This window comes from Saccharicrinis fermentans DSM 9555 = JCM 21142, from assembly GCF_000517085.1.
Lineage (GTDB): Bacteria > Bacteroidota > Bacteroidia > Bacteroidales > Marinilabiliaceae > Saccharicrinis > Saccharicrinis fermentans.
This window is the reverse complement of record NZ_KI912107.1, coordinates 334,735-351,118: the sequence shown is the minus strand read 5'-3', so window position 1 is coordinate 351,118 and position 16,384 is coordinate 334,735. Positions and strand designations below refer to the sequence as shown.

15 protein-coding genes are annotated in these 16,384 nt (G+C 37.9%); 9 read left to right on the top strand and 6 right to left on the bottom strand.

Going from position 1 to position 16,384, the window contains the following annotated elements; all coding sequences use genetic code 11:
* The first annotated feature begins 160 nt into the window (after nucleotides 1-160).
* Both CYTFE_RS28220 and CYTFE_RS28215 read left to right on the top strand, forming a co-directional pair.
* A complete protein-coding gene (locus CYTFE_RS28220; RefSeq protein ID WP_052342921.1) occupies nucleotides 161-772 on the top strand; it encodes a hypothetical protein in 612 nt (203 codons plus the stop codon).
* 31 nt (nucleotides 773-803) lie between these two features.
* A complete protein-coding gene (locus tag CYTFE_RS28215; RefSeq protein ID WP_052342920.1) occupies nucleotides 804-1,283 on the top strand; it encodes a GNAT family N-acetyltransferase in 480 nt (159 codons plus the stop codon).
* 89 nt (nucleotides 1,284-1,372) lie between these two features.
* Here the strand turns inward: CYTFE_RS28215 and rpe are convergent, their stop codons facing one another.
* Both rpe and CYTFE_RS0101630 read right to left on the bottom strand, forming a co-directional pair.
* The gene (gene rpe, locus CYTFE_RS24480; protein ID WP_044213518.1) at nucleotides 1,373-2,053 is read right to left on the bottom strand and encodes a ribulose-phosphate 3-epimerase; all 681 of its coding nucleotides are present in this window, start codon (nucleotides 2,051-2,053) and stop codon (nucleotides 1,373-1,375) included.
* A gap of 149 nt (nucleotides 2,054-2,202) precedes the next feature.
* The gene (locus CYTFE_RS0101630) at nucleotides 2,203-3,066 is read right to left on the bottom strand and encodes a sigma-70 family RNA polymerase sigma factor (RefSeq protein WP_027470386.1); all 864 of its coding nucleotides are present in this window, start codon (nucleotides 3,064-3,066) and stop codon (nucleotides 2,203-2,205) included.
* Nucleotides 3,067-3,392: 326 nt separating this feature from the next.
* On the opposite strand from CYTFE_RS0101630, the gene rho reads away from it, so the two are divergent.
* From rho to CYTFE_RS0101595, 7 genes are all read left to right on the top strand, one after another.
* A complete protein-coding gene (rho, locus tag CYTFE_RS0101625) occupies nucleotides 3,393-5,111 on the top strand; it encodes a transcription termination factor Rho (protein ID WP_027470385.1) in 1,719 nt (572 codons plus the stop codon).
* A gap of 179 nt (nucleotides 5,112-5,290) precedes the next feature.
* Nucleotides 5,291-5,983: a MotA/TolQ/ExbB proton channel family protein gene (locus CYTFE_RS0101620; RefSeq protein ID WP_027470384.1), complete on the top strand. Its 693-nt coding sequence runs from the start codon at nucleotides 5,291-5,293 to the stop codon at nucleotides 5,981-5,983.
* 167 nt (nucleotides 5,984-6,150) lie between these two features.
* A complete protein-coding gene (locus tag CYTFE_RS0101615) occupies nucleotides 6,151-6,540 on the top strand; it encodes an ExbD/TolR family protein (protein ID WP_027470383.1) in 390 nt (129 codons plus the stop codon).
* 26 nt (nucleotides 6,541-6,566) lie between these two features.
* Nucleotides 6,567-6,962, top strand: coding sequence for an ExbD/TolR family protein (locus CYTFE_RS0101610; RefSeq protein ID WP_027470382.1), 396 nt, complete (start codon nucleotides 6,567-6,569; stop codon nucleotides 6,960-6,962).
* Nucleotides 6,963-6,988: 26 nt separating this feature from the next.
* A complete protein-coding gene (locus CYTFE_RS0101605; protein WP_027470381.1) occupies nucleotides 6,989-7,930 on the top strand; it encodes a TonB family protein in 942 nt (313 codons plus the stop codon).
* A 234-nt stretch (nucleotides 7,931-8,164) separates the two neighbouring features.
* Nucleotides 8,165-8,509, top strand: coding sequence for a hypothetical protein (locus CYTFE_RS0101600; protein WP_044262478.1), 345 nt, complete (start codon nucleotides 8,165-8,167; stop codon nucleotides 8,507-8,509).
* Nucleotides 8,445-9,164, top strand: coding sequence for a transglutaminase domain-containing protein (locus CYTFE_RS0101595; protein ID WP_027470379.1), 720 nt, complete (start codon nucleotides 8,445-8,447; stop codon nucleotides 9,162-9,164). The genes CYTFE_RS0101600 and CYTFE_RS0101595 overlap by 65 nt, the downstream gene beginning before the upstream one ends.
* Nucleotides 9,165-9,374: 210 nt before the next feature.
* Here the strand turns inward: CYTFE_RS0101595 and nifJ are convergent, their stop codons facing one another.
* The 4 genes from nifJ to CYTFE_RS0101575 form a co-directional block, all read right to left on the bottom strand.
* Nucleotides 9,375-12,911 carry a pyruvate:ferredoxin (flavodoxin) oxidoreductase gene (gene nifJ / locus CYTFE_RS0101590; protein ID WP_027470378.1) on the bottom strand — a complete coding sequence of 1,179 codons (3,537 nt, stop codon included), beginning with the start codon at nucleotides 12,909-12,911 and terminating at the stop codon, nucleotides 9,375-9,377.
* A 101-nt stretch (nucleotides 12,912-13,012) separates the two neighbouring features.
* Nucleotides 13,013-14,188, bottom strand: coding sequence for an AAA family ATPase (locus CYTFE_RS0101585; RefSeq protein ID WP_027470377.1), 1,176 nt, complete (start codon nucleotides 14,186-14,188; stop codon nucleotides 13,013-13,015).
* A 161-nt stretch (nucleotides 14,189-14,349) separates the two neighbouring features.
* A complete protein-coding gene (locus tag CYTFE_RS0101580; RefSeq protein ID WP_027470376.1) occupies nucleotides 14,350-15,117 on the bottom strand; it encodes a LytR/AlgR family response regulator transcription factor in 768 nt (255 codons plus the stop codon).
* 55 nt (nucleotides 15,118-15,172) lie between these two features.
* Entirely contained in the window at nucleotides 15,173-16,225 is a 1,053-nt protein-coding gene (locus CYTFE_RS0101575; RefSeq protein ID WP_027470375.1) for a sensor histidine kinase, read from the bottom strand.
* Between the last annotated feature and the right edge of the window lie 159 nt (nucleotides 16,226-16,384).

The following is a 16,384-nucleotide window of genomic DNA, read 5'->3' as shown; positions in this document are numbered from 1 at the left end:
CAATAACCTCAACAGCAACACTGCTACCAAACCCACTCTTAAACAAACAGTTACTTCGCATAAAATCCATCATTTTTCAAATTAGTACATATCATATGGTTGGAATGTACAAAACATTGTATTTTTTAGTTATTTTCGTGCACAAATTCAAGTGCTAGGTATGAGTATTAAAATTGAAGAAGTCGTAAACCAAGGTCAAAGAAAGAAGTTTGTTGCTTTCCCGTACCAACTATATAAGAATAATAAATACTGGGTTCCTCCCATGAAGGCTGACGAACTAAGTTCCATCACGCCCGAGAAGAATCCTGCATATGACTTTTGTAAGGCCAAATTTTGGTTGGCATATAGCAATGGTAATGTGGTTGGTCGTATTGGTGCAATTGTTAATGACCTTTGGATTGAGAAAATACAAAGAAAAATTGGGCGAATTACACGTATTGAATTTATCAACGACCATGAGGTAGTTAAGCAGTTGACCCAAACAGCCGAAGAATGGTTGAAATCTCAAGGTATGGAAGGAGTAATGGGACCTTTGGGTTTTTCCAACCTAGATCATTCAGGCGTGCTGATCGAAGGCCACGACAGAATACCTTGCATGGCCAGCGATTATCATTTCGACTACTATAAGGAGCATATTGAAAAGCTCGGATACACCAAAGAACGTGATTGGCTGGAATTTAGAATCACCTTTCCAGATGCACTACCCGAAAAAGCTTTTAAAGTAGCTGCCATGATAAAGAAACGCTATGGTTTAAAAACACTTAAACTTTAAGAAAAGCAGCGAACTAGAACCCTATCGAGAAATGATATTTAAGGTTTTTAATGAGGCTTTTGTCGGTTTATTCGGGACATTCAAATTGCCTGATAGATTGGTTAAATTTTATATCGATAAATTTTTTCCGGCAGTAAACCCCCGTTACGTAAAGGTAATGCTCGACAAAGATGAACAATTGGCCGGATTCCTTGTGGCACTACCTTCCTTGTCTAAAGCACTGCAGAAAGCAGAAGGGAAATTATGGCCCTTGGGATGGTGGTATATAAAACAAGCCTTGGCCAAGCCCAAAGAAATGGATTTGATGTTAACAGGAGTAAAACCTGAATTGCAAAAGATGGGAGGCGTTTCTTTATTGATGAATGATCTGTGGGAAACCGCCAATGCTGACGGAATTAAATTTGTAGAAACGACAGGTATGCTGGAAGATAACCATGTGGCTATTCAAATGTGGAAATCATTTGAACATATCCAACATAAGCGTAAACGCTGTTATAAAAAGATTTTTTAATTTCATAGGTTTCGGTCATAGACAATCATCTTGCTCTTTTGTATAATATAGATGCAGAAGCATGCCTATTCTCTATGACCGAAACCCTATTACCTTAGGTCAGACAAAGGCGGCTCCGGTAAAAAATGCTTTAATTCCTTCACCGCTTGAATGGGGTCAGGCGCATTAAAAACAGCACTTCCAGCCACCAAAACATCAGCTCCAGCATTGATTAAGCGCTGGGCATTGGCCACGGTAACCCCACCATCAACCTCAATAAGGGCTCTACTTCCTTTTTTCTCAATAAGCCTTTTTAGATCCGTCAGTTTTTTAAAGGTATTCTCAATAAACTTTTGACCACCAAACCCGGGATTAACAGACATCAACAACACCAAATCGACCTCTGTGATAATTTCTTCCAATAGAAAAACTGGCGTATGGGGATTAAGTGTTACTCCCACTTGCATACCTTCTTTTTTAATGGCATCAATGGTACGATACAAATGCGTACAAGCCTCGTAGTGAACATTCAACAAATCAGCACCTGCTAGTTTAAAGTCACGAATATACCTATCCGGATCCACAATCATTAAATGCACATCAAAAGGTTTATCAATATGCGGACGTAAAGATTTAATCACAGGTAAACCAAAGGATATATTAGGAACAAACACACCGTCCATAATATCCAAATGAAGCCAATCTGCCTCACTTCTATTAATAATTTCTATTTGCGATTCCATCTTGCTGAAATCGGCAGCCAATAAAGATGGGGCTATTAAGTGCTTCATTTTAATTTATTTTCTATTGAACCAAACGTCTGTCTCATGGAAACAATATGCATACCAAGTAAAAAAACGATCAACGCGGTACAATCATATCATTATTCTTTTCCCGTCACAAAAGTAGTAAGGAATAATGAAAGAAAAAAAGCACAAGATTATCCCAAATAAGATCTCAGTATTTTACTCCGGTACGTGTGCTTCAATCGCTTTATGGCCTTTTCTTTTATTTGTCGCACTCTTTCTCGGGTAAGATTAAACAAATTTCCAATCTCCTCCAACGAATATGGAGGCTCCCCATTCAGTCCATAATACAACCTGATAATATCCGCCTCCCGAGCCGATAAAGTTGAAAGCGAACGATCTATCTCTCTCCGTAAAGAATCTGATAAGAGTTGATTATCCGGACTCACAGAATCTGTAGACAGCAAGGTATCATACATATTATTGTCCTCATCCTTACGTAAGGGTGCATCCATCGATATATGCTTGCTCATAGCCTTCAATGACTCTTTCACCTCTTTAGGTGCCAGATTGAGCACCTGTGCGATCTCCTCAGAGGTGGGTTCTCGCTGATACTCCTGCTCCAGCCTCGAAAAGGTGTTGTTCACCTTATTCATCGAACCAATTTTATTCAAGGGTAATCTAACAATCCGAGCCTGCTCTGCCAATGCCTGCAGAATAGATTGACGAATCCACCAAACGGCATACGAAATAAACTTAAACCCACGGGTCTCATCAAAGCGCTGAGCTGCTTTTATCAACCCCAGGTTACCCTCGTTAATTAAATCCGGCAAACTTAAACCTTGGTTTTGATATTGTTTAGAAACAGAAACTACAAATCGCAGGTTTGAATTAATGAGTTTCTCCAATGCAGATTGATCGCCCTGTTTAATTTTTTTGGCCAGCTTGACTTCTTCTTCAGCACTTATTAATTTAACCTTACCTATCTCATGAAGGTACTTATCCAATGAAGGAGTCTCTCTGTTTGTAACCTGTTTCGTTATCTTAAGTTGTCGCATAAGTAGATAGCTTAGGGTGTATTGTGTATAATATGTTTACGGTAAATATAACAAAAAAAGTAAGTTATAGTTTTACATATTGAATAAAAATTACAAGCTTTACATGAATGTGTAAAATATTCAGATAAAGGAAAATTATCAAAATAATTTTGCGATTTAGTTCATATTGATTAAGTTTGCATCAAATCTTCTAGGCATCATTCTTTAAAAATAGAATCAGTTGGCCTTTCAGAATACAAAAAATCAAGTAAAAACAATATAACAACGTTGAACAGTAGTTCATTTCATTTAAATAATTCCCCCAAGAGAATTTATTGGTAAAAATTATGTACGATATTCTTGAATTGAATAAAAAGCTCCTTACTGAATTGAAGGAAATTGCCAAGGGGCTAAAAATTAAACGCGTGGATTCTTTTAAAAAGCAAGACTTAATCTATAAGATTCTTGATGAGCAGGCTATTGCAGCCTCAGAAAAGAAACAAAGCGAAAAACCTTCAGAAAAAAAACCTGTAAAGAGAGCACGTACTCCAAAGGTTCAAAAAGCAACAACTACTACTAAGGTAGAGGCAGAAACTAAACCAAAACCAGAAACAAAGGAACGAAAGGCTGTTGAAACACCTGAAGCTCCTTCGGAGAAAAAAATGGTCAAGGCGGATAAAAAACCGCAGGATAAAAAGCCGCAGGATAAAAAACCAGCAGAAAAAGTAGTTGAAGAAGTTAAGAAAGAGCAGAAGGCTCCTGCCCAAGCTCAAAAACATGAGGAAGCACGAGAAAAGACCAAGGACAGTCCTGAAAACCGTCGCCAACATCGCCAAAACAATGAAGATGGAGGTCGTCGTCGTCCTCATGACAACCGCGATCAAAGAGGTGGAAAAGACAACAACGGTTACCGTCGTCAGGATAAACAAGATAAATCATTCGATTTTGATGGTATTATCTCAGCATCCGGTGTATTGGAAATCATGCAAGATGGGTATGGATTTTTAAGATCATCTGACTACAATTACCTTAACTCTCCCGACGATATTTATGTGTCTCAATCACAAATTAAATTATTTGGGTTGAAAACCGGGGATACAGTTCTAGGAACCATTCGTCCTCCCAAAGAAGGTGAAAAATATTTCCCACTGATCAAAGTAGAACAAATCAACGGTAGGTCTCCACAGATCGTTCGTGACCGTGTTCCTTTTGATCACCTGACCCCCATCTTCCCTGACGAGAAATTCAAGTTAACAGGAAATGGTAAGGAAAGCTTATCTACACGTATTGTAGATATGTTTGCTCCTATTGGTAAAGGACAACGTGGTTTAATTGTAGCCCAGCCTAAAACGGGTAAAACTGTATTATTAAAAGAGGTTGCCAACGCAATTGCGGCTAACCACCCTGAAGTTTTCATGATCATCCTTTTGGTGGACGAACGTCCTGAAGAGGTAACAGACATGGCACGTAGTGTAAACGCAGAGGTTATTTCGTCTACATTTGACGAACCCGCAGAGCGTCACGTTAAAGTAGCCAATATAGTATTGGAAAAAGCCAAAAGAATGGTTGAATGTGGACATGACGTGGTTGTACTATTAGATTCTATCACCCGTCTAGCACGTGCATACAATACGGTATCTCCAGCTTCTGGTAAAGTTCTTTCAGGCGGTGTGGATGCCAATGCTCTTCATAAACCCAAACGTTTCTTTGGAGCAGCACGTAACATTGAAGGTGGAGGTTCTTTAACTATTTTGGCAACCGCCTTAACAGAAACAGGCTCAAAAATGGACGAAGTAATCTTTGAAGAATTTAAAGGTACCGGTAACATGGAGCTCCAACTGGATAGAAAATTATCTAACAAACGTATTTATCCAGCTGTGGACGTAACATTATCCAGCACACGTCGCGAAGACTTGCTGATTGAAAAAGAAAATATGAACCGTCTGTGGATTTTACGTAATTATCTATCGGATATGACGCCTATCGAGGCAATGAATTTCCTTCAGGATAGGTTAAGAAAAACCAGAAATAACGAAGAGTTCTTGATTTCTATGAATGATGGTTAATTCTCTTTGTAAAAGAAAATAATAAAATGGCTTCTCCGTTCATTCAGGGAAGCCATTTTTTGGTACTTTTTTTGATGTGAGAAAGAGCACCAGACAAAAAATACTTTTATATGAAGATATTCGTTTTACATTCATAAACTATTTATATTTTTACGCAAAATAAAAAATACCATATATTCATGAATCCTATATTATTGATACAAAATGCAACGGAACAAACTGCTGAACTGGCAGAAGCTGTTGCTGAAAACCAAATGAATTATATTGACATGGCTATTAAAGGTGGATGGATTATGATTCCACTGGTTCTTCTTTCTTTTGTGGCTGTTTATATCTTCTTTGAAAGATATTTTGCCATCAAAAAAGCAGCTTCGGAAGATTTAAGCTTCATGAATAAAATGAAAGAATATATCCATGAAGGAAAAATTGACTCCGCTTACTCCCTTTGTCAACAAGTGGATAATCCAGTTAGCCGCATGATCGAAAAAGGAATTAGCAGAATCGGACGTCCGCTCCAAGATGTAAACACAGCCATTGAAAATGTTGGAAACTTAGAAATAAGTCGCTTAGAAAAAGGATTACCTACCCTGGCAACCGTAGCCGGTGGCGCCCCCATGATTGGCTTTCTGGGAACCGTTATAGGAATGATAAAAGCATTTTTTGATATGGCCAACGCAGGTAATAATATTGATGTTAGTCTGCTCTCATCAGGTATATATACTGCAATGGTAACAACAGTAACCGGACTGGTAGTGGGTATTATTGCATACTTTGCATATAACTTCCTGGTAGCCAGAGTGGAAAAAGTAGTCTTTAAACTCGAAGCCAGAACCATGGAGTTTATGGATCTATTAAACGAACCAGCGGCATAACAGACCAAAGATTTTAAGTATTCATATGAAACAAGCCATGAAAATGGTTTCACACACAGGAGGATAATTAATGTTGGAGAGTTCCATATGGCCTTTGAAAGGTAAAATTAACCATATGAAACTATCTTTACTTATCTCTTACCTAAATTTCTTTTAATCCAAAAGATATGGCTTTAAAAAGAAGAACCAAAATAAGTGCCAGTTTCAGCATGTCAAGTATGACGGACATCGTGTTTTTGTTACTGATATTTTTTATGATAACATCCACCATGGTGCATCCCAATGCCATCAAATTATTAATACCGAAACAGGCAACTAAAAAAGTGGTGATTGAAAAGTTTATCAATGCCCGCGTTTCGTCTGCTGGTAATTTTTATGTGAACAACAAAAGAGTGTCGGAAGCGACCTTGGAAGATGCACTGCTGAAAACATTTAATTCCAGTGATAAAACATTCATTAAATTGAGAACCGATAAAAATGCGCCTACCGGAGAGGTGGCCAAAGTGTTAGACATTGCTGAATCGCATCAAATAAAAGTAGTATTGGATATTAGGTAGGCCAATAACGAATAAACAACTAAAAAATGGCTTTAAAAAGAAGAAGTAAAGTAGATTCCGGCTTTAGCATGTCGAGTATGACCGACATTGTGTTTTTGCTCTTGATATTCTTTATGATCACCTCTACCATGGTTACTCCACCGGCCAATAAGGACCTGGTTCTGCCCAAGAGCGACCATCAAGTATCGGCCAAGCCCAATACTACCATATCGGTGACAAAAGATTTGAAGTACTTTATTGCAGGAGAAGAGATTTCTTTTTGGAAAATAGAACGTCGATTGAAAGAAATTATGGCTGCCGAACCAGAAACATACATAGCGCTACATGTGGATGAAACAGTGCCTTTTTCTGTGGTTGGTAAAATCAGGGACATAGCCATCCGAAACAAATACAAACTTATTCTGGCCACACAAGCAAGATAACACAAGGTTTATCAAAGTTTAAAACAATGGAAAAAAAATATAACAGTCAAGGTGTAATTGGATCCGTAATTTTTCATGTATTGATTCTTTTGTTGTTAATTTTCTTTGGATTAACCACGCTTCCTCAGGAAGAAGAGGGCATATTAGTGAATTTAGGCAATGTTGAGACAGGCCTTGGTGCCGTTGAGCCCCCCAAATCCAGTCCAAGTCCTAGCCCCACAGAACCACAGACTACTCCCCCTCCACCAACCCCCAGGGAGTCATCCACTCCCAAAGCGGAAGAATCAATAAAAACACAAGACTTTGACGAAGCTCCTGAGATAAAGAGTGCTGAACAATTAAAAAAAGAGAAAGAAGAAAAACTTAAAAAGCAACAAGAGGAAGAAGCTCGCATTAAACAACTGGAGGAAGAAAGAAAAAAACAGGCCGAGGCTGAGCGAATAGCTAAGGCCGAAGCAGAGGCAAAAAGACAAGCAGAACTGGAACAACAACGCAAACTGGAAGCTGAAAGAAAGAGGAAAGAAGAAGAAAAAAGAATCGCTGATCAAACCAGAAATACCGTAGGTAACGCCTTTGGAAAATCCAATAGCAACAGCACTTCAGAGGGAGATGCCGGTGGCTCAGGTAATCAAGGTTATGTGACTGGCGACCCCAACAGCAAGAACCGCTCAGGTAGTGGACTAGGAGATTCTGGCACTGGATTCTCTCTGGATGGTCGTTCTCTGATCGGTTCTCTTCCATACCCTTCGTACAATGCCAATGAATCCGGAATCATAGTGATATTGGTGACCGTTGACAAGTATGGTAAGGTAATCAGTGCTGAATATCAGCTCAAGGGCTCAACAATTCAGAACTCCACTTTAGTAAAATCGGCCATAACTGCTGCTAAAAAAGCAAAATTTAATTCAGATACCAATGCAGCTGCCTATCAAAAAGGAACCATTACCTATCATTTTGAACTCAATTAATAAGGCATAGCATCGTTATGGTAAATAAAACAAGTTGGCGAACACTTGATTGATAGCCATTTAAATGAGTTATATATTTACTAATGCATTTTTCTGTTTTACATTCCCTAACAAATAAACAAAGCAATACCATTAAAAAGAATTATTATATTAGCACAGACAATTAATTCGAAAAAAATAAATTATTTTTTTATTCATATACCAATCGATTTAGTTCATACAAGAATGTCATTTATGTGGAGATATTTCATATTAGTCATATTTTTGACTACACAATCTGGCATTTACACCACAGCTCAAATTCGGACAGAAGTAAAGCTGAGTATGGATTCTCTACCCGATAAACTACCCAGCATAGGTAACTTGGCAGCGCACATTCACCATCGTTTTTCTAACCAAGAAGATATGACTGCTGCAATATATTACTGGATAGCTAAAAACATAGCATTTGATTCCAAGGAACATTTTGCTAAAAAGAAGAAATTCACCTATAATTTCAGGTATAAAACACAGGATGAAAAAAAAACAGAAGATACAAAAGATAAACATGGGATTGGCCGAGGAAGCCTTCAAACGTAAAAAAGCCCTTGCCAAAGGTTATGCCCTGCTGTTTAAAAAACTATGTAATAATGCCGGACTTGAATGCGAGGTAGTGGAAGGCAGTTCTAAACAAACATTAAAATATATAGGGCGCAAAGCAGGACGAAGCAATCATATTTGGAATGTAGTTAAGATTAATAAACGATGGCATTTGGTAGATGTAACTTGGGGTGCAGGTATGGTAAGTGAGAAAAGTAAAAAATTCATCCCTCACTACAATGAAGCTTTTTTCATGACAAGCCCTGCTTATTTTTTCCTCCATCACTATCCAAAAAACAAAAAGTGGTTATTATGCGATCGTAGCAAAGAGGAATTTGCCATACTACCATTGTTCCATCCCATCTATTTAAACTCCGATATTATTCTAAAAAGTCCCTCGGTAGGACTATTAACACCCTCCTACGGCGACACATTGCAGATACAATTCAAACTGCAAAATCCAATGAATAGCTTTGAATCATCATTTAGTTATGCTTATGAAGAAGATCGAAAACCAGCTTTCTTAGAAGTTCATATAGACGAAGATCAAATTATACTTCAGATACCTACAAAAAAGAAAAAATACGATTATTTAACCATCTATCGCAATGATTCCCCACTGGTCTCCTTCAAAATTAAACTACTATCCCATTAAACCAATGATCGTTGGTTGTCTGTTTGAGTAACCCCTGTATAATAAACTTTTGGCAATGACCCAAAACTTACCCGGCAACTATAACAACGCACCAACTACATATCCCTTCTGGTAAAAATAGAGCCAGCACTTTCATTCCATGCCCGACATACAAAAAAAGGGTGTCCCTAACGGAACACCCTACATACATATAATGATGTCAGTAAATAATTACTTAACAACTTCGTAGTTCAGTTCAGAAAAACGCTTATAAGTACTATAACGCCATTTCGCATTTTGTTCTGCGGCATTGAATAGTTCAGCAGCCTCAGCAGGGAATGCTTTAAGCAAAGCAGTATATCTAACCTCTCCTTTCAAGAACTGCTGGAATAAATCCCATTGTGGTTCTTTAGAGTCTAACTGGAATGGATTCTTTCCTTCTTCTTCCAATTGTGGGTTGTAACGATATAGATGCCAGTATCCACATTCAACAGCTTTTTTACTCTCAGCTTGCGAAGCACCCATACCTGCACGCAGACCATGGTTAATACATGGTGAATATGCGATAATTAAAGAAGGTCCAGGATAGGCCTCTGCCTCTTTAAGTGCTTTAAAATACTGTGCTTGGTTTGACCCCATGGCCACTTGAGCTACATAAACATAACCATAAGTAGTTGCCATTAAACCAAGATCTTTTTTACGTATTTTCTTACCTGAAGCTGCAAACTTAGCCACTGCACCCACAGGAGTAGATTTAGAAGCTTGTCCACCTGTATTTGAATAAACCTCGGTATCCATCACTAAAATGTTCACATCCTGACCAGAGGCCAAAACATGATCCACACCACCGTAACCGATATCATAAGCCCATCCGTCACCACCGAAGATCCACACTGATTTTTTCACCAGGTAATCTTTCAATGCAAGTATTTCTTTAGCCACTGGAGCCGACTCTACCTCTAAGGCAGCCACCACAGCTTTAGAAACGGAAGTTGTTGTATCTCCATTCTCTTTATTAGCTAACCAAGCCTCAAAAGCTACTTTCGTGTCAGCATTAACGGCATCCATATTTTCGTTCATCAAACGTTCAATACGATCGCGTAATTTATTCACTCCGGTAGCCATACCAAGTCCATATTCAGCATTATCTTCAAATAAAGAGTTAGCCCAAGCCGGCCCTTTACCTTCTGAATTTTTACAATATGGAGTAGCAGGAGCCGAACCACCATAAATTGAAGAACAACCTGTAGCATTAGCTACCATCATACGATCGCCATACAACTGAGTAATCAATTTGATATAAGGAGTTTCACCACAACCAGCACAAGCACCAGAGAACTCAAACAAAGGTTGAGCAAACTGAGAAGCTTTCACGTTTTGTTGTTTAGGCATAATTGTATCCTTTATAGATACGTTTTTCACCATATAATCCCAACGTTCTGCTTCAACACGCTGTGTATCCAATGGCTTCATCACAAGCGCTTTGGTTTTAGCAGGACAAACATCTGCACAGTTTCCACAACCAGTACAGTCTAGTGCAGAAATTTGTATTTTATATTGTAAGCCATCAAAACCTTTACCATTGGCTTTTTTAGCCACAGTACCCTCAGGAGCGCCCGCCAACTCATCAGAATCTAATAAGAAAGGACGAATAGCAGCATGAGGACAAACGTAAGAACATTGGTTACACTGAATACAGTTGTCTACTTGCCACTCAGGAATATTTACAGCAACACCACGTTTCTCGTATGCCGTTGTACCAGCAGGGAAAGTACCATCTTCATATCCATTAAATGCAGACACAGGAAGATCATCACCTTTTTGCGCATTAATAGGAAAAACAATATCCTTAATAAAAGCAGGCACATCATTGGAGTGCTCTACAGCTTTACCCTCAAGCTTAGCCCACTCTGCAGGAACAGCAACCTCAGTAACAGCACCACCACACTCAACTGCTTTGTAGTTCATATTAACAATGTCTTCACCTTTTTTACCAAAAGACTTCACAATTGCTTCTTTCATTTTCTCCACTGCAAAATCGTAAGGAATCACCTCTGCAATTTTAAAGAAAGCAGACTGCATAATGGTATTAGTACGGCTTCCTAATCCTATTTCCTCGGCTATTTTGGTAGCATTAATGATATAGAATTTTATTTCGTTGGCAGCCAGGTATTTCTTAACATTCTCTGGCAAACGATTTTTTGTTTCTTCGGCATCCCAGATAGAATTCAGAAGGAAAGTACCTCCCTTTTTAAGTCCTTTAAGCACATCATACTGCTGAAGATATGCAGGAACGTGACATGCAACAAAGTCCGGTGTATTTACCAAATAAGGGGAACGAATTGGAGTATCACCAAAACGAAGGTGAGAAATAGTAATACCTCCTGATTTTTTAGAGTCATATGCAAAGTAAGCTTGTGCATATTTATCTGTGTTATCACCAATAATTTTGATAGAATTTTTATTGGCACCTACCGTACCATCAGAACCTAAACCATAAAATTTACCTTCAAAAGTTCCTTCCTGAGCAAAAGAAATTTCTTCTTTCATAGGTAATGACTTGAAAGTAACATCATCCACAATACCTAAAGTAAATTGATTTTTAGGTTCAGCAGCAGCTAAGTTCTCGTATACCGATATAATTTGTGTTGGGGTAGTATCTTTAGATGAAAGTCCATAACGTCCACCGATGATTCTTGGTGCATTTGCTTTTCCGTTAAAAACTTCCACAATATCTAAATACAAAGGATCACCATTAGCTCCTGGTTCTTTTGTTCTGTCCAGAACACATAAGTTTTTCACAGTAGCAGGTACAGCCTTCATAAAATATTCAGCAGAGAAAGGACGATAAAGGTGTACGGAAATCAGTCCCACCTTTTTGCCTTGAGCATTCAAATAGTCAATGGCTTCTTTAATGGTATCTGTGATCGACCCCATAGCAATCACTACGTCTTCGGCATCCTCTGCTCCGTAGTAGGTAAATGGAGCATATTTACGACCTGTTATCTTCGTAATCTCATCCATATACCTGGCTACCATATCAGGTATTGCATCGTAATATTTATTAGATGCTTCACGTGTTTGGAAGTAGATATCTGGGTTTTGAGCAGTACCTCTGGTAACAGGATGTTCTGGATTTAAAGCATTATCACGGAAGGCTTGAAGTTTTTCCTGATCAATAAGACCTTTAAGATCTTCCATATCGATGCTTTCAATCTTCTGAATCTCATGAGAAGTACGGAAACCATCAAAGAAATGCATAAATGGAATTCTTGACTCAATCGAAGCTAAGTGAGCAATACCAGCCAAGTCCATTACTTCTTGCACGCTACCTGTTGCTAACATAGCAAATCCGGTTTGACGTGCGGCCATCACATCACTGTGGTCACCAAAAATAGATAATGCTTGCGCGGCCAGTGAACGCGCACTTACGTGAAATACTGCAGGCAATAACTCACCTGAAATTTTGTACATATTTGGGATCATCAAAAGTAATCCCTGTGAAGCGGTAAACGTTGAAGTTAATGCACCTGCTTGTAACGAACCGTGTACTGCTCCTGCAGCACCAGCCTCGGATTGCATCTCTTCCACTTTTACTGTCTCTCCAAAAATGTTTTTTCTTCCACCAGCAGCCCACTCGTCGATGTACTCTGCCATAGTAGATGAAGGCGTAATGGGATAGATTGCAGCTACTTCGCTAAACATATAAGCGATGTGTGAAGCGGCATAATTACCATCGCAGGTAATAAACTTCTTTTCTTTAGCCATTTGTTTAATATTTAAGTTTTAACTACTATTATTTAGAACTACTCTAATTTACTGAATATCAGGTAATAAAAATACAACAATTTCCTAATTGCATTTAAATTTTAATACAAAAATCCAAAAAGCCATAAGGGAATATTCCCTGGACTTCCTATTTCTATCATATCACGCGCTTGCAAAACGCCTGGTTTATATTTAGGACAGTCCCCATTTCCACAGATCACAAAATGATCCTTGTCATCCACCTTAAAATCCGCTATTTTTGAATAAGTTAATTCATGATTACATCCCACCTGGTTATAAAAAAATGTTTTATGCAAAACATCTTTAGCTGGTTCCTCTCTACGTATCACATACACCAGGTTAGGATTATGCAAATAAATCAAAGAAGGCTTCTTTTGCATATCTTCGGGACCATCGTACAATAATTTCACCAAACGAGCCTGGCGAAGATAATAAAGGTAATTCATGACCGTGGCTCTGGAAGTATTGATATGAGCACTTAGCTTACTTACATTGGGTTGAAAAGGCGCCTCTCCTCCAACTCTATTTAGCAACTTCCTCAACCGAGGTAAATACTTCAACTCAATCTGACGGAGAAAACTAATATCAATTTCCAATATGAAATTAAGACTCTTCATCAAATTCTCTGCGTAATGCGTATCATCCAAAAAAAACGGATAGTAACCATGCTTCAAATAATCATCAAAATATGCCAATGGCCGTATTTTGGTTACAATATCGCCAGCTATTTCTTCATGCCTCTCTAAAATTTCAGAAAAACTATAGGACTCAAAGTCAATGCCGGTTTTAAGTTCCAAAAACTCACGAAAAGAAAAACCTTCTAGTTTATAAGAATGAACGATTTCTTTAAGATGGGGGTTCTCTTCACGTAACCTCATTACGGTTGAACCGGAGAATACGATTTGTAGGTCGGTAAAATTATCATAGCAGTATTTCAATTCTTTCGACCAACCCGGATATTTATAGACTTGATCTAACACCAATGTTTTACCACCTGTTTTTCGAAACTGATCGGCAAAGGAAATAATGGTATTTTCGGTAAAATATAGATTGTTCAAATTCACATACAAACAAGCCTTATCAGTCCCATAAGTACGCTTGGCAAAATCCAACAGAAAATCGGTTTTACCTACTCCCCTGGTCCCTTTAATCCCAATTAGACGATGACTCCAATCAATCTCGTCCATTAACTTACGCCGCAAAGGAACTTGTAAGTTCTCAATCAGATATTTATGTGTTTCAAAAAATGACTGCACCTTGTCCTTTTGTAATTATTTACACGACAAATGTAATATTCGCAAACATTAAATTGCAATCTCCACATTACATTTTTTGACAAAAGCTGTAATTTATACTTAATAAAAATAAGGTTTTTAGCCACTATGTCAAAGGATCAATGCTGTAACGCTTCACACGTTTACCCTTCTAACCAACACTTGAACTCTTTTATTCTTTCGCGCGACACCATAACACCTTCATTGGTACCGGCTACTATTTTAATTTTAAGACGCGATGGTCCCTGCACAATAACATCCTCAATGGCACTCAGGCTGACAATGTATTTTCTACTGATTCTGAAAAACTTTTTTGGATCCAACATGTCTTGCAATTTATCCAAAGCAAAATCTATCAGGTAATTTCTTCCTGTTTGAGTCAATAGATAACTGGCCTTTTCATGACTATAGAAGCAAGCAATTTCCTTGGTGTAAACAGGACGAATATGCGCACCTACTTTTACAACAAAACGTTCTTTATATTGGGATGGTATATTTTGAATGGTATCCAATAGTTTTGAAATATCCGGCTTCAAGACTAGGTCATCTTTCTTTTTAGAGAATTTCTGATACTTCATCAAAGCATCACTCACATTTTCCCGGGTCAGCGGTTTCAACAAATAATCAACACTATTTACCTTAAAAGCCTGCAATGCATATTGATCATAGGCTGTGGTAAAAATGATAAATGAAGAAATGGGGACCCGTTTAAATATTTCGAAACAAATACCATCACCCAAGTGCACATCCATAAAGATCAATGGTGGATGTGAATTCGACTTTAACCACGCCTCTGCACCATCAACACTATCCAACACATCTAGCACTTCAACATCTTGATCACATTCTTTGATTAATAATGTAAGATGTGTAGCAGCCAAGGGCTCATCTTCTACAATCAATACTTGCATAATAAGTTAACTATTTAGTCATCAGACATAAGAATTAGAAAATCCATCAACACCATCACAGTATTCCCTCAAGCTTATTTTCCATTTTCAACAAGGGTACTTTCACCCTAAAATATCTATCCGTTTTATCCACCACAAAAGGTTTATCTGTTAAATAGTGATATCGCTCACTTAAATTTTTCAAACCCACTTTTTCACCATCTATAGGATTCAGATAAGGTTGATAGTTATTTTCTACCACTAAATAATCATCCTCCGGGTATATCTTAATCACTAATTTATTCTTTTGACTAACTTGATTATGCTTAATGGCATTTTCAACCAACATCTGTAAAGTCATTGGAATCAGCCGATAAGCTTTCGATTGATCAAAGTGCGTCTCTACAACCATATTAGACCCAAACCGTTCCATCTGCAGATCTAGATATTTTTTTACGAAATGCATTTCTTCTTCAACTGAAATAATATCTCTTCCTCTAAATCCCAGCAAGTCTCTATAAAATCCCGACAACTTATCCACAAACACCCCTGCTCTTACAGCATCTATACGAATCAATGAGCTTAATACATTCAAGCTATTAAATAAAAAATGTGGATTTACCTGGTTCCGCAATACTTTATATTGCAACGATATCGCCTCCTGTTTAAGCTCTTCCTTAGCCACCAAGGATTTTTTCCATTCAAAAAAGAAAGCCCTGGCATAAAAAAACTGAGTGATAAAATACAGAACCACATACTCAACAATCAATATTCCTTTTCCAAAGGGCCAAAACTGTTCCCAGCTTAAGTCCATTAAAAAACCAAACCAAAACCAATTGGTAAAAAATATCACAATGGACGAATACATCGTAGTTACCCCCAAGGCTACCAAAAAACTAGTAACAGGACGCTTGATCCATGATAACCATCGCTCATCTACCAAGGAAAAAACGTAACCATTGGCAAAAAGACCATATCCAATCATCAAAGAATAACCTACATTACGTATGAAATTCCTAAAGTTGGAAGGCAGATGCCCACTTAATAGTAAGCTTGATAATATTCCTATAAGAATACAAACACCTCCTATTATTAAAAAGCGCTTAAAACTCCACCTACTATTTTTCATATGTTTATAATTTGTTTCTTAATGGTCATATGGAACTCGCCGTGATAATCATTCACCTGTGTGAGAGATCACTCTCATGGCTCGTTTCATATGATTAAATTAAATTTTCAAAGGTCATATTTGTTTATATTCATCTACTCCTTTCTATCACCCTTCTTC

Coding starts and splice junctions, on each gene's coding strand:
- CYTFE_RS28220 (WP_052342921.1), top strand. CDS start 161: ATGAGTATTAAAATTGAAGAAGTCGTAAACCAAGGTCAAAGAAAGAAG.
- CYTFE_RS28215 (WP_052342920.1), top strand. CDS start 804: ATGATATTTAAGGTTTTTAATGAGGCTTTTGTCGGTTTATTCGGGACA.
- rpe (WP_044213518.1), bottom strand. CDS start 2,053: ATGAAGCACTTAATAGCCCCATCTTTATTGGCTGCCGATTTCAGCAAG.
- CYTFE_RS0101630 (WP_027470386.1), bottom strand. CDS start 3,066: ATGCGACAACTTAAGATAACGAAACAGGTTACAAACAGAGAGACTCCT.
- rho (WP_027470385.1), top strand. CDS start 3,393: ATGTACGATATTCTTGAATTGAATAAAAAGCTCCTTACTGAATTGAAG.
- CYTFE_RS0101620 (WP_027470384.1), top strand. CDS start 5,291: ATGAATCCTATATTATTGATACAAAATGCAACGGAACAAACTGCTGAA.
- CYTFE_RS0101615 (WP_027470383.1), top strand. CDS start 6,151: ATGGCTTTAAAAAGAAGAACCAAAATAAGTGCCAGTTTCAGCATGTCA.
- CYTFE_RS0101610 (WP_027470382.1), top strand. CDS start 6,567: ATGGCTTTAAAAAGAAGAAGTAAAGTAGATTCCGGCTTTAGCATGTCG.
- CYTFE_RS0101605 (WP_027470381.1), top strand. CDS start 6,989: ATGGAAAAAAAATATAACAGTCAAGGTGTAATTGGATCCGTAATTTTT.
- CYTFE_RS0101600 (WP_044262478.1), top strand. CDS start 8,165: ATGTGGAGATATTTCATATTAGTCATATTTTTGACTACACAATCTGGC.
- CYTFE_RS0101595 (WP_027470379.1), top strand. CDS start 8,445: ATGAAAAAAAAACAGAAGATACAAAAGATAAACATGGGATTGGCCGAG.
- nifJ (WP_027470378.1), bottom strand. CDS start 12,911: ATGGCTAAAGAAAAGAAGTTTATTACCTGCGATGGTAATTATGCCGCT.
- CYTFE_RS0101580 (WP_027470376.1), bottom strand. CDS start 15,117: ATGCAAGTATTGATTGTAGAAGATGAGCCCTTGGCTGCTACACATCTT.
- CYTFE_RS0101575 (WP_027470375.1), bottom strand. CDS start 16,225: ATGAAAAATAGTAGGTGGAGTTTTAAGCGCTTTTTAATAATAGGAGGT.